The organism is Allocatelliglobosispora scoriae (assembly GCF_014204945.1).
Lineage (GTDB): Bacteria > Actinomycetota > Actinomycetes > Mycobacteriales > Micromonosporaceae > Allocatelliglobosispora > Allocatelliglobosispora scoriae.
The window spans coordinates 776,170-793,415 of sequence record NZ_JACHMN010000003.1 but is presented as its reverse complement, the minus strand read 5'-3'; the positions used below and the strand labels follow the sequence as shown (position 1 = coordinate 793,415).

The 17,246-nt window shown below is 70.5% G+C and carries 16 protein-coding genes; 10 read left to right on the top strand and 6 right to left on the bottom strand.

What is annotated here, in order from left to right; genetic code table 11:
* Positions 1-5: 5 nt before the first annotated feature.
* Together F4553_RS30110 and F4553_RS30105 are read right to left on the bottom strand one after the other, a co-directional pair.
* On the bottom strand, positions 6-1,094 hold the full coding sequence (locus F4553_RS30110; protein WP_184842708.1) for a GerMN domain-containing protein: 1,089 nt from the start codon (positions 1,092-1,094) through the stop codon (positions 6-8).
* Entirely contained in the window at positions 1,091-1,630 is a 540-nt protein-coding gene (locus tag F4553_RS30105) for a SigE family RNA polymerase sigma factor (RefSeq protein ID WP_184842705.1), read from the bottom strand. Before F4553_RS30105 ends, F4553_RS30110 begins: the two co-directional genes overlap by 4 nt.
* A 207-nt stretch (positions 1,631-1,837) precedes the next feature.
* Here F4553_RS30105 and F4553_RS30100 point away from each other — a divergent pair, with 207 nt between their 5' ends.
* Genes F4553_RS30100 through F4553_RS30090 form a run of 3 tightly spaced genes read left to right on the top strand, consistent with a single transcriptional unit; the run spans position 1,838 to position 5,851 of the window.
* Positions 1,838-3,496: an NAD(P)/FAD-dependent oxidoreductase gene (locus tag F4553_RS30100; protein WP_184842702.1), complete on the top strand. Its 1,659-nt coding sequence runs from the start codon at positions 1,838-1,840 to the stop codon at positions 3,494-3,496.
* A complete protein-coding gene (locus F4553_RS41975; protein ID WP_184842699.1) occupies positions 3,493-4,908 on the top strand; it encodes an ATP-binding protein in 1,416 nt (471 codons plus the stop codon). The genes F4553_RS30100 and F4553_RS41975 overlap by 4 nt, the downstream gene beginning before the upstream one ends.
* Before the next feature lie 16 nt (positions 4,909-4,924).
* Positions 4,925-5,851, top strand: a complete 927-nt coding sequence (locus F4553_RS30090; RefSeq protein WP_184842696.1) for an LLM class F420-dependent oxidoreductase — start codon at positions 4,925-4,927, stop codon at positions 5,849-5,851.
* Between the two features lie 151 nt (positions 5,852-6,002).
* On the opposite strand, the gene F4553_RS30085 is transcribed toward F4553_RS30090, so the two are convergent.
* A complete protein-coding gene (locus F4553_RS30085) occupies positions 6,003-6,713 on the bottom strand; it encodes a hypothetical protein (RefSeq protein ID WP_184842694.1) in 711 nt (236 codons plus the stop codon).
* Positions 6,714-6,914: 201 nt separating this feature from the next.
* Here F4553_RS30085 and F4553_RS30080 point away from each other — a divergent pair, with 201 nt between their 5' ends.
* The 3 genes from F4553_RS30080 (at position 6,915) to F4553_RS41310 (ending at position 11,149) form a co-directional block, all read left to right on the top strand.
* Positions 6,915-7,958: a helix-turn-helix transcriptional regulator gene (locus tag F4553_RS30080; protein WP_184842691.1), complete on the top strand. Its 1,044-nt coding sequence runs from the start codon at positions 6,915-6,917 to the stop codon at positions 7,956-7,958.
* Positions 7,955-8,161 carry a hypothetical protein gene (locus F4553_RS30075; protein ID WP_184842689.1) on the top strand — a complete coding sequence of 69 codons (207 nt, stop codon included), beginning with the start codon at positions 7,955-7,957 and terminating at the stop codon, positions 8,159-8,161. The genes F4553_RS30080 and F4553_RS30075 overlap by 4 nt, the downstream gene beginning before the upstream one ends.
* A gap of 111 nt (positions 8,162-8,272) precedes the next feature.
* The gene (locus F4553_RS41310; RefSeq protein ID WP_246467519.1) at positions 8,273-11,149 is read left to right on the top strand and encodes a beta-L-arabinofuranosidase domain-containing protein; all 2,877 of its coding nucleotides are present in this window, start codon (positions 8,273-8,275) and stop codon (positions 11,147-11,149) included.
* Between the two features lie 101 nt (positions 11,150-11,250).
* Here the strand turns inward: F4553_RS41310 and F4553_RS30065 are convergent, their stop codons facing one another.
* On the bottom strand, positions 11,251-12,474 hold the full coding sequence (locus F4553_RS30065) for a chymotrypsin family serine protease (protein WP_184842686.1): 1,224 nt from the start codon (positions 12,472-12,474) through the stop codon (positions 11,251-11,253).
* A 177-nt stretch (positions 12,475-12,651) separates the two neighbouring features.
* Between F4553_RS30065 and F4553_RS30060 the strand changes: the two genes are divergently transcribed.
* Genes F4553_RS30060 through F4553_RS30045 form a run of 4 tightly spaced genes read left to right on the top strand, consistent with a single transcriptional unit; the run spans position 12,652 to position 15,573 of the window.
* Positions 12,652-13,182 carry a hypothetical protein gene (locus tag F4553_RS30060; protein ID WP_184842683.1) on the top strand — a complete coding sequence of 177 codons (531 nt, stop codon included), beginning with the start codon at positions 12,652-12,654 and terminating at the stop codon, positions 13,180-13,182.
* 10 nt (positions 13,183-13,192) lie between these two features.
* A complete protein-coding gene (locus tag F4553_RS30055) occupies positions 13,193-14,359 on the top strand; it encodes a sensor histidine kinase (protein WP_184842681.1) in 1,167 nt (388 codons plus the stop codon).
* A gap of 1 nt (position 14,360) precedes the next feature.
* The gene (locus F4553_RS30050) at positions 14,361-15,062 is read left to right on the top strand and encodes a response regulator (protein WP_184842678.1); all 702 of its coding nucleotides are present in this window, start codon (positions 14,361-14,363) and stop codon (positions 15,060-15,062) included.
* 52 nt (positions 15,063-15,114) lie between these two features.
* Entirely contained in the window at positions 15,115-15,573 is a 459-nt protein-coding gene (locus F4553_RS30045; RefSeq protein ID WP_184842675.1) for a hypothetical protein, read from the top strand.
* Positions 15,574-15,674: 101 nt separating this feature from the next.
* Here the strand turns inward: F4553_RS30045 and F4553_RS30040 are convergent, their stop codons facing one another.
* Both F4553_RS30040 and F4553_RS30035 read right to left on the bottom strand, forming a co-directional pair.
* Positions 15,675-16,160 (bottom strand): RICIN domain-containing protein, encoded by a 486-nt coding sequence (locus F4553_RS30040; protein WP_184842672.1) that lies wholly within the window; start codon positions 16,158-16,160, stop codon positions 15,675-15,677.
* Between the two features lie 63 nt (positions 16,161-16,223).
* On the bottom strand, positions 16,224-17,189 hold the full coding sequence (locus F4553_RS30035) for a DUF4240 domain-containing protein (RefSeq protein WP_184842670.1): 966 nt from the start codon (positions 17,187-17,189) through the stop codon (positions 16,224-16,226).
* Positions 17,190-17,246 lie beyond the last annotated feature (57 nt).

Genomic DNA, 17,246 nt, shown 5'->3' with positions numbered 1-17,246 from the left:
GCAGGTCACCTGATCGTGAAGGTGTGGTTCTCCATCGCCTGGATGGACCCGTCCCTGGCGGAGAAGTAGAACCCCTCCACGGTGTATGTGCCGGCCGGCAGCGCCTGCGTCCGGACCGTGGCGGTGCCCTGGCTCGGCGGCCCGGCGTTGACCAGCACGGACTTGTCGAAGACGATCGCGTCGGCCGAGTTGCGGATGCGTACCCGCATCGTCGCCTCCCAGACGATCGCGGCGACGTTGACGGTGACGGGTCCGGCGCTGAGCACGGCGCCCTGCTGCGGATCGATCACCCAGACCGGGCCGAGCACGTCCACGGCGGGTCCCCGCCGCAGGGTGCCGCTGACCGGCAGCAGGTTCCACAGCTTGCCGACCGCCTTACCGTCGAGCAGCAGCTTCATCCCATCGGCGTCGCTCGCCGCGGTGGCGGTCCAGATGAGCTGCTGGAGCGCCGCCTTCTCGCTCGGCGGGTCGTAGGCGTTGACCGCGGCACCGGAGAGGTCGACGGTGACGGTGTTGCCGTCGACCCGGACACTGCGTACCGCCGCGCTCGCCGGCCACGAGCTGTAGTAGTCCGGGTCGTAGGCGGTCCGGCCGTCGAGCATCGCGGTGATCGCGGCCTTCGTCTTCGCCGCCTTGCTGCCGTCACCCGCGGGCAGCCGGTGGAACTCGCGGTAGAGCAGCGGCTTGGTGGCGACATCGTGCAGGTAGTAGATGGGCACGTTGGCGGTGGTGGCGGCGGCACTCGGCGACGCGGGTCGCGGCGAACCCGACGGCGTCGGCTCCGCGGTGGCGGGCGCCGAGGTGCCCCCGGGCGCCAGGGTGGGGTCGGGTACGGTCGGCGGCGCGCAACTGCCGACACCGACGACGACGGCGGTGACGGTGGCGGCGACTGCTGCCGCCGATCCGGTGGTGAACGCGAACGGCATGGCTCCTCCTCGGATGCGATGCCACCACGAACGGTGCCGCGTGCGTGCCCTGATGATCGACAGGGCGTCGGGGTCCACGTCAGCCCCGGCCGCTCGCGTACGCAGCGCGCGGCGCAGCAGCTCTTCGGTCGGCTCGTCCGGCTCGGACCAGCCTGGCGAGGGGGTCATGACGCGGCTCCCAACGACTGTCGCAGGGCGGCGATCCCCCGCGCGGTGTGGCTCTTCACGGCACCCCGGCTGACACCCATCGCCACGGCGATGTCAGCCTCCGACAGATCCAGGTAGTAGCGCAGGATCAGCGCCTCCCGCTGCCGCCCCGGTAGCCCGCCCAGCGCCTCGATCATGCTCGCCTGGGCGAGGAGGTCGAGGGCGCCGTGCTCGGCCGAGGGCGCCGGTGCCGGTGGTGGCTGCGCCGCGAGGTACTGGCTCACCACCGCCCGGTGCCGATGCGCCGACCGGGACCGGTTGACCACGCTCTGCCGCAGGTAGGCCAGGGCCTTGTCGGCGTCGCGCAGGTGCTTCCAGCGGGCGTGCAGCTGCACGTAGGCGTCCTGGGCGAGCTCCTCCGCCCGGCTGGCGTCGCCGCAGAGCAGCAGCGCGAGCCGGACCAGCGCGGGGTAGTGCGCCCGGAAGAGCTCCGTGACCGCCTCATCGGCGTCCCAGAGCCCGGCGTCGGTCGGATCGGACGACCTCAGCTTGATCATCCCCCCGGATAAAGAAGCGGTGGGTACGCCTGACCCGCCCGCGAGGATCGCGGGCTCACCGGTCAGACGCGGTCGGGGTGCCACGCCGATACGACGCGCGACCCCGGTATCCGGTTTACCGCCCTGAGCAGGCTCGATGCCATGGGCTGATGTGGCGGTCTTCACCGACTTCACGGCGATGTCACCGGGAGGTGTTTTGATGGAGGCATGACCCACCCGGCCATCCTCACCGTCGACGACGATCCGGCTGTCTCCCGAGCCGTCGCCCGGGACCTGCGCCGCCGTTACGGCGAGCGTTACCGCGTCGTGCGCGCGGCCACCGGCCTGGAGGCGCTCGACGCGCTGCGGGAGATCAAGCTGCGCGGCGAGCAGGTCGCGCTGCTCCTCGCCGACTACCGGATGCCGCAGATGAACGGCGTGCAGTTCCTCGAAGCGGCGATGGATCTCTTCCCGCGCGCTCGCCGGGTCCTGCTGACCGCCTATGCCGACACCGACGCGGCGATCAGCGCCATCAACGTCGTGGACGTCGACCACTACCTGCTCAAGCCGTGGAATCCGCCGGAGGAGCAGCTCTATCCGGTCGTCGACGCGCTGCTCGACGTCTGGCTCGCGAGCCCCGACGCGACGAGCGCGGAGATCCGGGTGGTCGGGCATCGCTGGTCGGCCCCCTCCTACAAGGTGCGCGACTTCCTCGCCCGCAACCTGGTCCCCTATCGCTGGCACCTCGCCGACGACCCCGAGGGTGCCCGACTGCTCTCCGCAGCCGGGCTGACCGGCGCGGACGTGCCGCTGGTCGTGACGGCCGAGGGCAAGTCGCTGGTGCAGCCGAGCGAGGCGGAGCTCGCCGCGAGCGTCGGGCTGACCATCACGCCCGCCGCCGACTTCTACGACGTGATCGTGATCGGCGCCGGCCCGGCCGGCCTGGGTGCCGCGGTCTACGGCGCCTCCGAGGGGCTGCGGACGGTGCTCGTCGAGCGCCGCGCCACCGGGGGCCAGGCGGGGCAGAGCAGCCGGATCGAGAATTACCTGGGCTTCCCCGACGGGGTCTCCGGTTCGCAGCTCACCGAGCGGGCCCGCCGCCAGGCGTTGAAGTTCGGCGCCGAGCTGCTCAGCGCCCGCGAGGTGGTGGCGCTGGAGAACACGGGCTCGACCCGGGTGGTGCGGTTCGCCGACGACACCCGGATCGCCGCGCACAGCGTGGTGCTCGCCACCGGCGTCTCCTACCGGATGCTCGACGTGCCGGGCTGCGCCGATCTGACCGGCCGGGGCGTCTTCTACGGCTCGGCGGCGACCGAGGCGGCCAACTGCGCCGGGCAGGAGATCTACGTCGTCGGCGGGGCCAACTCCGCCGGGCAGGCCGCCGTCTACTTCGCCCGGTACGCGTCGCACGTGCACATCCTGATCAGGGCCGAGGACCTGCGCAGCTCGATGTCGCAGTATCTGGTGGGTCAGATCGAGGCGATCGACAACATCACGGTGCACCCGTTCACGCAGGTCTGCGCGAGCGAGGGCGACGAGCACCTGGAGCGGCTGACGCTGATCGACGCGCGCACCGGCAACACGCGCCTCGTCGAGACGTCGTGGCTGTTCATCTTCATCGGGGCCGAGCCGCGGACGGACTGGCTCGACGGTGTCGTCGCCCGGGACTCGCGCGGTTTCGTGGTCACGGGGCCGGACCTCGTCGTCGAGGGCAGGCGCCCGGCCGGATGGGGTCTGCCCCGCGACCCGTACCACCTGGAGTGCAGCGTGCCCGGCGTCTTCGCCGCGGGCGACGTGCGGGCCGACTCGGTCAAGCGCGTAGCGTCGGCGGTGGGCGAGGGCGCGATGGCGATCTCCCTGGTGCACCGCTATCTGGAGGCGCAATGACCGAGCGGCTGACCTGCGACGATCTGCGGACGCTGTTCCTGTTCGAGGCGCTCGATGAGGAGCAGCTGCGGTGGCTCGTCGAGCACGGCGCCGTGGAGCAGCACGCTCCCGGCATCGTCTACGCCGAGGGCGACCCGGCGACCTGCTTCTACGTGCTGCTCGCGGGCACGGTGACGCTGACCCGGCAGGTCCACGGCGACCAGGTCGAGGTGACCCGCACCGAGCAGCGCGGCGTCTACGCCGGTGCCACCCAGGCCTACCTCGGCGACCGGGTGGACCAGGTCTACCCCAACTCGCTGCGCGCGGTGACCGACGCCGAGTTCTTCGTGCTGCCGGCGACCGAGTTCTCCGACATGATGCGGTCCTGGTTCCCGATGGCGATGCACCTGATGGAGGGGCTCTTCTTCGGGATGCGCAACATGCAGACGATCATCGGCGAGCGGGAGCGGCTGCTCGCGCTGGGTTCGCTCTCGGCCGGGCTGACCCACGAGCTCAACAACCCGGCTGCGGCGGCCGTGCGGGCCACCTCGGTGCTGCGCAACCGGATCACCGGCATGCGCCACAAGCTCGCGATGATCGCTGACGGACGGCTCGACGGCAGTCAGCTCCGGCACCTCGTCGACCTGCAGGAGGAGGCGGTCAAGCGGGTCGCGAGCGCGCCGACGCTGACACCGATGCAGACCTCCGACGCCGAGGACTCCCTCGCCGACTGGCTCGACGAGCACGACATCACCGGCGCGTGGGACATCGCGCCGACGCTGGTGGCGGGCGGCGTCGACCCGGAGTGGATGGGTCAGGTGTCGCAGGCCGTCGGCACCGACAACCTGGAGGCAGCCGTGCGATGGCTGACCTACACCCTCGACACCGAGCTGCTGATGGGCGAGATCGAGGACTCGGTGACCCGGATCTCCAGCCTGGTCGCGGCGGCGAAGCAGTATTCGCAGCTCGACCGCACGCCCTATCAGGTCGTCGATGTGCACGACCTGCTCAAGGCGACCCTTGTGATGCTCACCGGCAAGATCGGCAAGGGCATCACGGTGGTGAAGGAGTTCGATCGGAGCATCCCGACGATCCCGGCCTACGCGGCGGAGCTCAACCAGGTGTGGACCAACCTCATCGACAACGCGCTCGGCGCCATGGGCGACTCCGGCACCCTGACGATCCGCACCGGGCTCGCCGATGACCGGATCTTCGTCGAGATCGCCGACACCGGGCCGGGCATCGATCCGGCGGTCCGGCCCCGCATCTTCGAGCCGTTCTTCACCACCAAGCCGGTCGGCCAGGGCACCGGTCTCGGCCTCGACATCTCCTATCGCATTGTGGTCAACAAGCACCACGGCGACATCAAGGTCGAATCCGTCCCGGGCGACACCCGGTTCCGGGTCCTGCTCCCGATCAACCCCGATGCTTAACCCATAAGATCTCTGCATGGAGTTGCGGATCTTCACCGAACCACAGCAGGGTGCCAGTTACGACCAGCTTCTGCGGGTCGCCCGACGAGCCGAGGACGCCGGGTTCGGTGCGTTCTTCCGCTCGGACCACTACGTGTTCATGGGCGACGGCGACGGTCTGCCCGGTCCGACCGATGCCTGGATCACGCTGGCGGGCCTCGCCCGCGACACGACCACCATCCGGCTCGGCACCCTCGTCACCGCCGCCACGTTCCGGCTGCCGGGGCCGCTGGCGATCGCGGTCGCGACGGTCGACGCGATGAGCGGCGGCCGGGTCGAGTTCGGGCTCGGTTCTGGCTGGTTCGCCCGCGAGCACGAGGCCTACGGGATCGAGTTCCCGCCGCTGGGCGAGCGGTTCGACCGGCTCGAAGAGCAGCTGGAGATCATCACCGGCCTCTGGTCGACACCGGTCGGCGACCGATACTCCTTCACCGGCGAGCACTACACGCTCACCGACTCCCCCGCCCTGCCCAAGCCGGTGCAGGCACGGATACCCGTCATGATCGGCGGCGGCGGCCCCAAACGGACACCGGCGCTCGCCGCTCGCTACGCGACCGAGTTCAACATCCCGTTCCATGGACTGGAGCAGTCGGGCAAACAGTTCCAGCGGGTCCGTCAGGCCTGCGTGGACGTCGGGCGTGACCCGGCGAGCCTCACCTACTCCAACGCGCTCGCCGTCTGCTGCGGCGCCGATGAGGGCGAGGTGAAGCGCCGCGCCGACGCGATCGGCCGGGACCTGGACGAGCTACGCGCCAACCACCTCGCCGGTACGCCGGCCGAGATCGTCGACCGCATCGGCCAGTACGCCGAGCTCGGCGCCGAGCGCGTCTATCTCCAGGTGCTCGACCTCGACGACCTCGACCACATCGATCTCATCGCCGCCGAGGTCATGCCCCAGCTGTAGGCGTCCTGTTTCGGGGTCGCCTCTATTTCTGGGTCGCTCTATTTCTGGGTCGCTCCGCTCCGCGCGCCTCTATGCGACGCCTTCCCTCGTCGCTGCGCTCCTCAGTCCAGGCGTCGCGGCGCGCTCCGCTGCGCGCCTGGGCCCAGCGCTCCTATTGGAAGACTTCCGTCGTCGGGAAGACTTCGGCGACGGTGGTGAGGGTGGCGCCCTCGTGGACCGCGCTCATGATGCCCGCGAAGGGCGCGATGAGCCGTTGCGCGCCGGTCTCGGCATAGGAGACGGCGAGCACCGTCGGCAGGATGCCGCCCTCCTTCTTACCGATGATCCCCATGCCCGTCCGGACCGTGGCGAGCTCGCAAAGTCCCGGGTAGAGGTGGTCGGTGACGGCGTTGAGCACGACCACCCGGCGGCAGTCGACCGCGAGCGAGACGAGCAGGTCGAGCGCCTTGCGGCAGTAGGTGGAGTTGCGGCCGAGCGGGAAGCGTACGGGGACGTGCAGGTGGATGCCGTTCGCAGCCGGCAGTGCGGCGGGCTCCGGCGTGCCCTTGACGTTGAAGTTCAGGCCGACCACGAAGTAGCCGTTGGCGATCGCGTCGCGCAGCAGCGGTGGGCTGATCTGCGAGGCCGCGTCGAACCTCTCGGTGCCGCTCGGATTGTGCCAGGCGCCGCCGGGGTTGCCGACCCCGACGCCGAGGAAGAGCAGCGTGGGCAGGTCCAGCTTGCCGACGGCCGCCTTGGCCCGGGCGATGCAGACCGCCTCGACGGCCTTCTCGATCTCGGCGAGCGCCTCGGCATCGATCGGTGTGCCGCCGAAGGTGCTGTCCTCGTGTGGTTCGAGCTTGCCCGCCTGCTGCCAACCCATGATGGTCTCCTCCCGTGCCCGGGCCGTGGTGACCCGTCTGCTCAACAGAGGCGGCTGGGCGGAGGCTGATACGCCCGGATATCCGACACGGTCAGGCGTGCGGCCCGGCTGTTTCGGATCCAACCGAAACACATCGACATTCGACACCGGACACGGTGCGATGTCTGCGACGGACCGCCACGGGAGGGTGAGGTAAGCCCCATGATCACGACAGCTCCCCCACTGCTGACGCGGTGGGGCGTCTCGATCCATGCGGATCTGGTCTATCGCACGCTCACCTTGCAGGGCTCCCGGTCCGGCGGCGAGCTGACGAGGTCGTTGGAGCTCTCCGCCCGTACGGTGAGCGCCGCCCTCGATGAACTGCACGGGCTCGGCATCGTCGCCCTCGTCGCCGACGCGAAGCTGGCGCAGGGCAGGGTCTGGCGGGGGCATCCACCGGAGTCGGCGGTGCGCACCCTGCGCGAGCAGCAGCACCGGCTCGCCACCGCCCGCCGTGAGCTGCATCGACAGCTGTCGGTGCTGGATCTCGTCGAGATCACCCCGGCCGAGCTGCGGGAGGCCCGGCCGATCACGACGGTCGACGCCGCTCGGCGACGCCTGGGCGAGCTGATGGCTGCCGAACGCCATGAGCACCTGGCGATGAATCCGGAGCAGGCGTTCACCGGCGCCACGACGAAGGCGGCGATTCCGACGGCCCGGGAGGTGCTGCTGCGCGGCGTGGCGACGATGACGCTGGGTGTTCCGGCGGCCGTCGAGGACGAGAGCGAACTCCACGCGGTCGAGCTCGACGATTACGGTCTGCAGTACCGGGAGCAGGCCAGCCAACCCATCAAGCTCATGATCATGGATCGAACCACGGCGTTCCTCCCGCTGGAGCCGGACAGCAACTTCAGCCGGGGCGTGTGGGAGATCTCGTCCGCTCAGGCCGTGAGCAGGCTGGTCGCCTTCTTCCTCGGCCGCTGGCACAGCGCCGTCGAGCCGCTGCCGCGGGCGGCCGCCCCGATGCCGCTCAGCAGCCGGGAGCGGGCGATCATCACGCTCCTCGCCCGTGGGGAGACCGACGGCTCGGTCGCGACGACGCTGGGGCTCAGCGTCCGCACGATCGCCTACACGGTTCGGGAGCTGATGGAGCGCAACGGAGTCACCACCCGCTTCCAGCTAGGACTCGCGCTCGGCGCCGAAGTGCTCCGGGCGGGCGACACCTCCATGCCCAGCGACACGACTATCAGACGGAGCAGGCCATGACAGACCACGAGAGTGCGACGGCGCTCGCCCCGATGCTGCCGGCGGTCCGGCGCGCCGGAGAGCAGCGCATTCCCCTCACCGACCCGGCCAGGTCGATCGCGCCGAGGCCGGTCACCCGGCTCCGCCTGCTCATGCCCCGCTGCCCGAACTGCCTGGACCTCGCTCCGGAGTCGGCCGACCCGACCGGACCGGCCCTGGGCTGAGCCGGCGGGCCGGAGAGGTCGGGCGACCCTGCCGACACTGGCACGAAACATTCGTTTACATTCGCATACTTCGAACTTAGGGTCCCTTCTATAACGTTATAGGAGGCACCCATGCACCGTCGAACCGTCCTTCGCGGCGGCCTCGCCATCGCGGGCGGGCTGGCTCTGGCCGGTCACGCCATCACCGAATCCTGGGCGGGCGGCACCGGTACGCCGGTCACCCTCGTCGGCGACGCCAGCAGCGGCGGCCACTACTTCCCCTATCCGGCCGGCTTGTCGCGTACCCCCTTCGTGAAGCTGCCCGCGGGCTCGACGCGCGCGACCGGCTGGCTGGCCCAGCAGCTCGCGCTGGAGACGACCGGCATCGCCGGGAGCTACGACCAGATCTCGCACTTCCTCGTCTACGCCGACTGCGGCTGGGTCAACCCGGCGAAGGGCGGCTGGGAGGAGCTGCCCTACTGGCTGCGCGGGTTGAGCGCGCTCGCCGCCGTGACCGGCGACGCCGGGCTGCGTTCCAAGGTCGCGACCTGGGTCAACGGCATCGTCGCCACCCAGCAGGCGGACGGCTTCTTCGGCCCGTCGGCGCTGCGGACCTCGCTCGGCGGCGGCCCGGACTTCTGGCCCTTCATGCCGCTGCTCCAGGCCCTGCGCACCTACCAGGAGTATTCCGGCGACACCCGGATCCTGCCGATGCTGACGAGGTTCCTGCAGTACCAGAACACCTTCGGCGCGTCGGTCTTCAATCAGAGCTGGGGTTCGGTGCGCTGGGCCACCAACCTCGACACCGTCTACTGGGTCTTCGCGCGGACCGGGCAGTCGTTCCTGCTCAGCCTCGCCGACAAGATCCATCAGTACAGCAAGAACTACGTCAACAACCTGCCCTCGATGCACAACGTCGACCTCGCGCAGGGGTTCACCGAGCCCGCGCTGATCGCGCTGCGCGGTAACGCCTCGCTCACCCAGGCGTCCTACAACAACTACGCCGCCATCCAGGGCACCTGGGGGCAGTTCCCCGGCGGCGGTTTCGCGGGCGACGAGAACATCCGCACCGACTACCGCGACCCCCGGCAGGGCTTCGAGACCTGCGGGATCGTGGAGTACATGCAGTCGTTCGAGACGATGAGCCGCCTCACCGGTGACGCGAGCTGGGCCGACGGCTGCGAGAACCTCGCCTTCAACTCGCTGCCCGCCGCGCTCTCGCCGGAGCACCGCTCGCTGCACTACATCGTCAGCGCCAACAGCGTCCAGCTCGACAACCGGGCCAAGACGCAGGGACAGTTCCAGAACGGCTTCGCGATGCAGGCCTTCCTGCTCGGTGTGGATCAATATCGGTGCTGCCCGCACAATTACGGCCAGGGCTGGCCCTACTTCACCGACAACCTGTGGCAGGCGACCGCCGACCGCGGCCTCGCCGCCACGATGTACGCCCCCAGCACCGTCACCGCCAAGGTCGGCAGCGCGGCGACGACGGTCTCGGTGGCGACGACGACCACCTACCCGTTCAGCGGGTCGGTGTCGCTGCGGATCACCACGCCATCGGCGGTGGCGTTCCCGCTCTACCTGCGGATTCCCGGCTGGTGCGCCAACCCGTCGATCACGGTCAACGGCGGCGCGGTCTCCGCCTACGGCGGCCCGGCCTATGTGCCGGTCAACCGGACCTGGCAGAACGGCGACACGGTGACGATCACCTTCCCGATGGCGCCGCGGACCACCACCTGGACCGCCAACCACGGCGCGATCTCGGTCAGCAACGGCCCGCTCGCCTACTCGCTGGAGATCGGGCAGAACTTCCTGCGCTACAACGACCCCGCCAACGCGTGGCCGGAATACCAGGTCTTCGCAACCTCGGCCTGGAACTACGGCCTGATCCCCGGCACGTTCAGCGCCGTCGCCACGGGCGCTTCGGGCAACCCCTTCACTCCGGCGGGTACGCCGGTGGCCATCACCGCGCAGGCCAAGGCCATCCCCAACTGGCAGGCCGACACGGAAAACGTCGTCAGCACCCTCCAGCAGAGCCCGGTCGCCTCCCCGGAGCCGACGAGGTCCGTCCGGCTGATCCCGATGGGCGCGGCGAGCCTGCGCATCTCGTCGTTCCCGGTGATCGGCGGCGGCCGGGGCTGGCAGCTGCCCGCCACCCCGTCCGCCTCGTGGTGCTTCAGTGGCGACACCGTCACCGCGTTCAACAGCGGCTACGACCCGACGAGCTCCTATGACCTCTCGCACCGGCGGCACACCTGGTGGGACCACACGGGCACGTCGGAGTGGGCGCAGTACACCTACCCGGCGCCGGTGACGATCACGGGGACCGGGGTCTACTGGTTCGACGACACCGGGCACGGGCAGTGCCGGGTGCCCGCGAGCTGGCGCCTGGAGTACCTCACCAGCGGCGGCAGCTGGGCGGCCGTGCCGGGGGCGTCGGCGTACGGGGTGGCGCTCAACGCGTACAACAGCGTGACCTTCCCGGCCGTGACCACGACGGCGCTGCGGATCGTCGCGCAGCTGCGGGCCGGTTTCTCGGGCGGGATCCTGCAGTGGGCGGTGACCGCGACGCCCGCGACCGTGCGCGCCGGGGTGTGGTACAGGGTGCAGAACCTCAACAGCGGCAAGGTCCTCGCCGTCTCGGGTGCGTCCACTGCGGACAGTGCCAACGTCACCCAGTGGGCCGACAACGGCACCACCGACCACCTGTGGCGCTTCGACCACGTCGGCAACAACTGGTACAAGATCGTCAATCAGAACAGCGGCAAGCTGCTCGCGGTGCAGAACATGTCCCAGGCCAACAGCGCGCCGGTGCAGCAGTTCGCCGACAGCGGCAGCGACGACCACCTCTGGCAGCTGCTCGGCGACGGTGCGGGCCGCATCCGCATCCGCAACCTGCACAGCGGCCTGGTCCTCGGCGTCTCGGGCATGTCCACGGCAGACGGCGCCCAGGTGGTCCAGTTCGAGGACAACGGCACCGCCGACCACCGCTGGCGCCTGCTCGGCTGACCGCAAGATCGTCGCAACTCTTCAAGAGTTGGTGTCTCAGGCCGCCAGGCCTTAGGACCAACTCTTGAAGAGTTGCGACGATCTTGGCGCTACCCCGCGGGTCAGGAGGTCAGGAGACTGGCCTGCTGGGCGATGAGGACGAAGCCGAGATCGACGAAGGCCACCCGGTTGAAGCAGCCGGTCTGGCCACCGATCTGGCACGGCACCGGGTTCAGCGCGCCGGTCATCATGCCCGCCGCCCGCACCTTGCTCGGGTCGGCGGCGAGGGTGAAGACCGGGCCGCCGCTGTCGCCGACACCGGTCGCGACCACGCCGTTGATCTGCGTGGCGATCGCGACGCTCTCGACGAAGAAGAATCCGCCGTTGAGCACGAGCTGGTTGATGAGGTCGGTCCGGATGTTGCAGTGCACCCCGGTCGCCGCACCCGACGTGCAGACGAACTGGCCCGGGAAGTTGCCGACCGCGCCGACGACCGGCTTGGAGAACTCGCCCACCCCGACCCCGCCGTCGAACGTACGCGCACCGGAGTTGGTCGTGATGAAGAGCGAGTCGCTCAGGCGCCGGGCCGGGGCGGGCTCAGCCTGCCCGATGCGTTGGCCGGCACCGTCGTTGAAGCCGAGACCGCCACCGAAACCGCAGTGCTCCGCGGTGAGGATGCCCCGGGTCGTCTCCCACCAGAGGAAGTAGCGGGCGATCGCGAAGCCCGTGCTGCAGGTCCCGGCGTTGGGGAAGGCTCCCCGCGTCACACCGCCGGCCCACCACGGTGCGGAGTCGTTGCCGCGGCTGGTCGGCGTCAGCACCGGCTCGTGCACCACCTCGACCGGCACGGGGACGAGTTCGCGGTCGAGCTCGTAGCCGTCGAGGACGGCTGCGGTCAGCCCGCTGCCGTCGACTTTCGGACCGATCCGCGTCAGCCCCTTGGGGAAGCGGTCGACGAGCCCGTGGGTGATCTCGACCAGCTCGCGCTGGCTGTAAGCGGAGGTCGCGAGCTTGATCTGGATGCCGTGCTCCGCCTGCTGGCGCTCGATCTCCGCGCGGATCTCGGCCGGCGGGTCGCCCTTCCACCACAGGTTCAGGGTCTTCTTCTTCACCACCAGCTCGACGCCGCCGAGCTGGCCGTCCTTGTCCAGCTCGGTGAACCGCTGCGCCGCGTCCACCAGGGGCAGCTGGGCCGCCATGATCTCCCGCGCGGCGTTGGAACCCGCGGTCGGATCGTCGTTGTCGCCGGGCTTGTCGCCCTCTGCGCCCGCCGGTCCCGCCAGCAGTCCCACCACGAGGGCGGCTGCCAGCGCGGACATCCCGGCGGCGCGGTACCTGATTCTCATGCTCCTCATGCTGTGCGAGCACGGCGCCGCGGTCGTCCGGCCGGGAGCTGACCTCCGCCCTCCCCCCAGGGTCGGATATCCGCCCGGCATCAGCCTGGAAGCTGATCGGTGATGCTTGATGCCGGGAGTTATCGTGCCGTCATGTGTCAGGGAACGGCGGTCCATGCCGACATTCGAGTGTCCATTCAGGATCGTTCAGCGCCGGACCGAGCAGCCGGGCATCTCGCCGCGGGCCTGCTCGTCGACGCCGACATCGTGCTGATCCCGTCGCCGCCGGAGTCCCTGTGGGACGCCGCCGCCGACATCGAGGTGCTCATCTTCCCGGCCCGCCCGGGCGAGCACGACCGGATCGACCAGCTCACCGGCTGGAAGTGGAGCCGCTTCACCCTCGCCGGAGCGCCGACCGCCGCGATCACGCTGAAGCTCTCCCATCACAGCACCTACGCCGCGCAGCTCGGCGAGGTGACGAGCGAGAACCTCGCCGCCGCCCTCGACGCGGGCGACGGGCTCTGGGAGGCGCTGCTGCGGCTCGACGCCATTCCCGCCGACGCCCGGGACATCGACCCCGACCTGCTCGCCCGCGTCACCGCCATCGAGCAGGTCCAGCGCGAGCCGCGCCGGGCCGACCACACCTTCGAGTCGCACCGCCAGATGACCGACGGGTTCTGCATCTTCTTCTGCTTCTGCCACCCGCACCACCCGAAGTAGGCCGATCACCATGGCGAAGCCGACGATCCGCGACACGCTCCTGGTCCTCGCCGTCTGCACGCTGGACGTGCTCTTCTTCTCCACCTTCGGCGGCGACCTCGGCCAGCTCGGCGACGGCGACCTTTCCTCGCTGGGCCTGCTCGGATACGCCGCGCTCGGCTGCGTCGCCTTGCTCTGGCGCCGCCACGCGCCGGCCGCGGTCTTCGGCGCGCTCCTGCTCCACTCCGTCCTCGGTACGCTGCTCGTCTCCGGCTACCAGCCCGTGCTCGGCCTGCTCGTGGCGCTCTACTCCGTCGGCGCCCACGCACCGCGCCGCTTCGCCTGGCTGATCGCGCCCGCCACGGGATCCTTCGCCGTCGTCGCCGCCAACGAGGCGTGGCTGCGCCGCGACGAGTCCAACCCGGTCACCACGCTGGTCGGGCTCACCCTCTTCTATGCCCTGCTCAGCACCGGGGTGTGGGCGCTGGGCCTGCTCGCCGGGCGCAGCCGCCGCCGGCTCGCCGACTCCGAGCAGCGCCGCCTCGGCGAGGCACGGGCAGCCGTCGACGCCGAACGGCAGCGGATCTCCCGCGAGCTGCACGACATCGTCGCCCACGCCGTCACCGTCATGGTGCTGCAGGCCGCCGGGGCACGAAAGGTGCTGCGCGCCGACCCCGAGCGGGCGGCCGACGCGCTGACCCAGGTCGAGGAGCTCGGCCGCCAGGCCATGAGCGAGCTGCGGCGGATGCTCGCCGTCCAGGGTCTCGCCGGTCACGGGCACTCCGGTCCGGACGGTGCGGAGGCGGAGCACCAGCTCGGGCTCGACGACCTGAGCGCGCTAATGGAGCGGGTGCGGGCCACCGGCGTACCGGTGGAGTTGGTCGTGGAGGGACGGCCGCAACCGGTCGACCCCAGCGTGGGGCTCGCGGCCTACCGGACGGTCCAGGAGTCGCTCACCAACGTCGCCAAGCACGCGGGCGGCGCGGCGACCGTGACACTGCGGTGGTCGGAGGGCCTGCGGGTCCAGGTGACCAACGCGGCACCCGTGCAGCGGCCCGGCATCAGCGCCACCCTCTCCACCGGCCACGGCCTGCTCGGCCTGCGGGAACGGGTGGCCGTGGTGGGCGGGCGCCTCGACGCGGGCCCGACCGACAGCGGCGGCTTCCAGGTCACCGCACTGCTGCCCGCGGGGCGTTGAGATGGCGATCCGGATCCTCATCGTCGACGACCAGCCGCTCGTGCGGGCGGGCATCGCGATGCTGCTCGCCGCCGAGGACGGCATCGACGTGGTCGGCGAGTGCGGCGACGGCGGCGCGGCGCTCGTCGAGGCTGCCCGGTTGCAGCCCGACGTGGTGCTGATGGATGTGCGGATGCCCGGCATGAGCGGCGTCGACGCCACCCGGCGTCTCACCGCCGACGCCTTCGCCGCCGATCCCGACCGGCCTGCCAAGGTCATCATCCTGACCACCTACCACGTCGACGAGGCGGTGCACGACGCCCTGCGGGCCGGGGCATCCGGCTTCCTGCTCAAGGACGCCGCCCCCGCCGAGCTGGTGCTGGCGGTGCGGGCCGTCGCCGCGGGCGAGGCCTGGCTCGATCCGGCGGTGACGCGCTCCCTGCTGGGCGAGTTCACCACTCGCCCGGAGCCGGCCCGGCCGAGCCCGGCCGCTCTGGCGGGCCTCACGGCGCGGGAACGCGAGACGCTGGTCCTGGTGGCGCACGGCCTCTCCAACACGGAGATCGCCGGGTACCTCTACATCGGTGAGTCCACCGTCAAGACCCACCTGGGCCGGGTACTGATGAAACTCGGGCTGCGGGATCGGGCCCAGGCGGTGATGGTGGCCTACCAGTCGGGGCTGGTACGGCCCGATGCAGCCCTGCCCGCGCGGCAGAATGGTTGACGCGTCAAAGATCCTCGGGCGTTTGTCGGAGATCCGGCATACGATCCGCGTCGTGGCAACTCCGGATCTGATCCCGATCAACCATGAGCCCGGCTATCGCACCGACACAATCGGTCGCTTCGCCGATGGCCAGTTCTTCGGCTCCGTCGTCGCGGGCTTCGCCGACGGCATCGCCCCCGACGGCGACTGGGCCGCTCACAAGCGGTGGTATGCGGTGCTGCACCGCTTCGACCAGGAGGGCAACCACGTCAGCTCGGACATCCAGTTCGCCGGCACCACGGCCGACGGGGAGAGCCGCGTCGTCGACAAGGCCACGGGCATGCTCCGGCAGTGGCTCGACGAGCTGCCCGGACGCAGCTTCGGCGACATCTCGATCCGGCTCTTCCAGGTCGAGGTCGACGGGGTGACCTTCGGGCTGATCGACGAGACCTCCGACGACGACGGCTACGTCGAGCTCTACCCCGACGAGCTGGGCTTCTACGAGCCGTGGTCGGGCGATTACGACACCTGATCGAGGCCTGCACCCGGTGCGATCACAGCGGGGTCGGCCACCCGCCGTGAGACCCGGGCAGGCGGCTGCGGGATCGCTCCACGGCCGCCCGCCGGGCTCGGTCAGAAGAGCAGCTGCCACTGCGCCAGGGTGATCAGGCAGGTGCCCTGGACGAGCTGCGTGCCGGGGTCCTTGCCCGGTCGCGCGAGGCACTTGCCGCTCGCCACGTTGGTGATCCGGAAGGTGTTGCCGCTGCCGGTGAGGGTCCACTGCTGGTTGGTGCCGGTGCCGCAGGCGAACTGCTGGACCGGTGAGCCGGTCGCCGTGCCGACGCCGGTGAGGCATTTCCCGGTGCCGAGGCTGCGGATCCGGTATTTGCCCGTCGCCGCGTCGTCGAAGGTCCAGAGCTGCGTGCCGAGGTCCTCGCAGATCTCCTGGGTCGCCGAGACACCGTCGGCGGCGCTGGGGACCGAGACGCAGGTACCCGAGATGTGGCTCTCGATCCAGACACCGACCCACGGGCTCGCCTGCGCCGGTGCGGGCAGGATCGCGACGGTGATCAGGGCGGCGGCTGTCGTCAGCGCGGCGCGCAGCGTGCGTCGTTGCATGTGGAACCTCTCACATCAGAGGAACAAGAGATCGATTGATTCCACTTCACGCATGCACTGATGTCAATGCGGCCCCACCTGGGCGTTTTGGTCCGCCGATTGCCAGGTGACCCCCGCGGGCCATCCGGTCGCCCCGGCGGCCCACGCCGTCAGCACCGCCAGCGCCGTCCGCCCGCTGTCACAGTGCCCTGTCACCGTCGGCTGATCCGCCTGGTGCAGCGACACGAAGAGGCCGCCGGCCGCCAGCTCCACCTGCGCGTAACCGGCCGTGCCGCCGATCCGGTTGAGCACCAGCCAGTCGCCGGCCTGCCGGAGGTCGTCGAGGAAGACCGCGAGCACCTCGCGCTGCGGGTCCATCCAGCTCGAACCATCCGAGTTGTACGCGTGCCAGGCCGGCTCGGCCACCGCCGGATACCGTTCCTCCTCGGGTACGAGGAGCTGGTAGTTCCCGTTGCGGGGGAAGATCGCGGCGAGCTTCGGGTAGCGCCGCAGCGCCTCGGCCGGATCGTCGAGGTCCCACCACTGCTCGGTCGGCTCCGCCGGATCGGAGGGGCTGGCGTGGCCGCGCGCCTGGAGCTGCTCCTCGATCGCCTCGCCGTCGCGGGGCGCATCCGTCGCCTCGTCGAAGGCGTAGCGCGCCACGTAGTTGAGCCCCTCCCACTCGGGCCACTGCTCGTCACCCCACTCCGCCGGTGCGGAGCCCGCGAGGCGGCGGACCGCGTCGAGGTCGGCGAGGTTGTCGGGGGACGCGGCAGCGTGCTCGAACGCGGTCCGGCCGAGGCTGAACAGCCATGCCTGGAAATACCAGAAGGAGTCGCCGCCGATGCCGTCGCAGATCTGGTGCGCCGCGCCCCACATCGCCTGGTTGTCGACGCGCTCGCGGCAGGTGTCGAGCAGGATGTGGAAGTCGACGATCTCCGCGGGTGGCAGCTCGGCGAGGTGCAGCTCCAGCCACTTGAGGCGGATCGCCCGCTGCCGGTAGTGCGTGCCCGACTCGTCGATCAGCCGCCAGAAGCCGTCGTGATCCATGACAGCGGAGCCTAGCCCCGGGCATGTGCCCGTGGGGACCGCTGGATAGGTGCGCGC

Coding starts and splice junctions, on each gene's coding strand:
- F4553_RS30110 (WP_184842708.1), bottom strand. CDS start 1,094: ATGACCCCCTCGCCAGGCTGGTCCGAGCCGGACGAGCCGACCGAAGAG.
- F4553_RS30105 (WP_184842705.1), bottom strand. CDS start 1,630: ATGATCAAGCTGAGGTCGTCCGATCCGACCGACGCCGGGCTCTGGGAC.
- F4553_RS30100 (WP_184842702.1), top strand. CDS start 1,838: ATGACCCACCCGGCCATCCTCACCGTCGACGACGATCCGGCTGTCTCC.
- F4553_RS41975 (WP_184842699.1), top strand. CDS start 3,493: ATGACCGAGCGGCTGACCTGCGACGATCTGCGGACGCTGTTCCTGTTC.
- F4553_RS30090 (WP_184842696.1), top strand. CDS start 4,925: ATGGAGTTGCGGATCTTCACCGAACCACAGCAGGGTGCCAGTTACGAC.
- F4553_RS30085 (WP_184842694.1), bottom strand. CDS start 6,713: ATGGGTTGGCAGCAGGCGGGCAAGCTCGAACCACACGAGGACAGCACC.
- F4553_RS30080 (WP_184842691.1), top strand. CDS start 6,915: ATGATCACGACAGCTCCCCCACTGCTGACGCGGTGGGGCGTCTCGATC.
- F4553_RS30075 (WP_184842689.1), top strand. CDS start 7,955: ATGACAGACCACGAGAGTGCGACGGCGCTCGCCCCGATGCTGCCGGCG.
- F4553_RS41310 (WP_246467519.1), top strand. CDS start 8,273: ATGCACCGTCGAACCGTCCTTCGCGGCGGCCTCGCCATCGCGGGCGGG.
- F4553_RS30065 (WP_184842686.1), bottom strand. CDS start 12,474: ATGAGAATCAGGTACCGCGCCGCCGGGATGTCCGCGCTGGCAGCCGCC.
- F4553_RS30055 (WP_184842681.1), top strand. CDS start 13,193: ATGGCGAAGCCGACGATCCGCGACACGCTCCTGGTCCTCGCCGTCTGC.
- F4553_RS30050 (WP_184842678.1), top strand. CDS start 14,361: ATGGCGATCCGGATCCTCATCGTCGACGACCAGCCGCTCGTGCGGGCG.
- F4553_RS30040 (WP_184842672.1), bottom strand. CDS start 16,160: ATGCAACGACGCACGCTGCGCGCCGCGCTGACGACAGCCGCCGCCCTG.
- F4553_RS30035 (WP_184842670.1), bottom strand. CDS start 17,189: ATGGATCACGACGGCTTCTGGCGGCTGATCGACGAGTCGGGCACGCAC.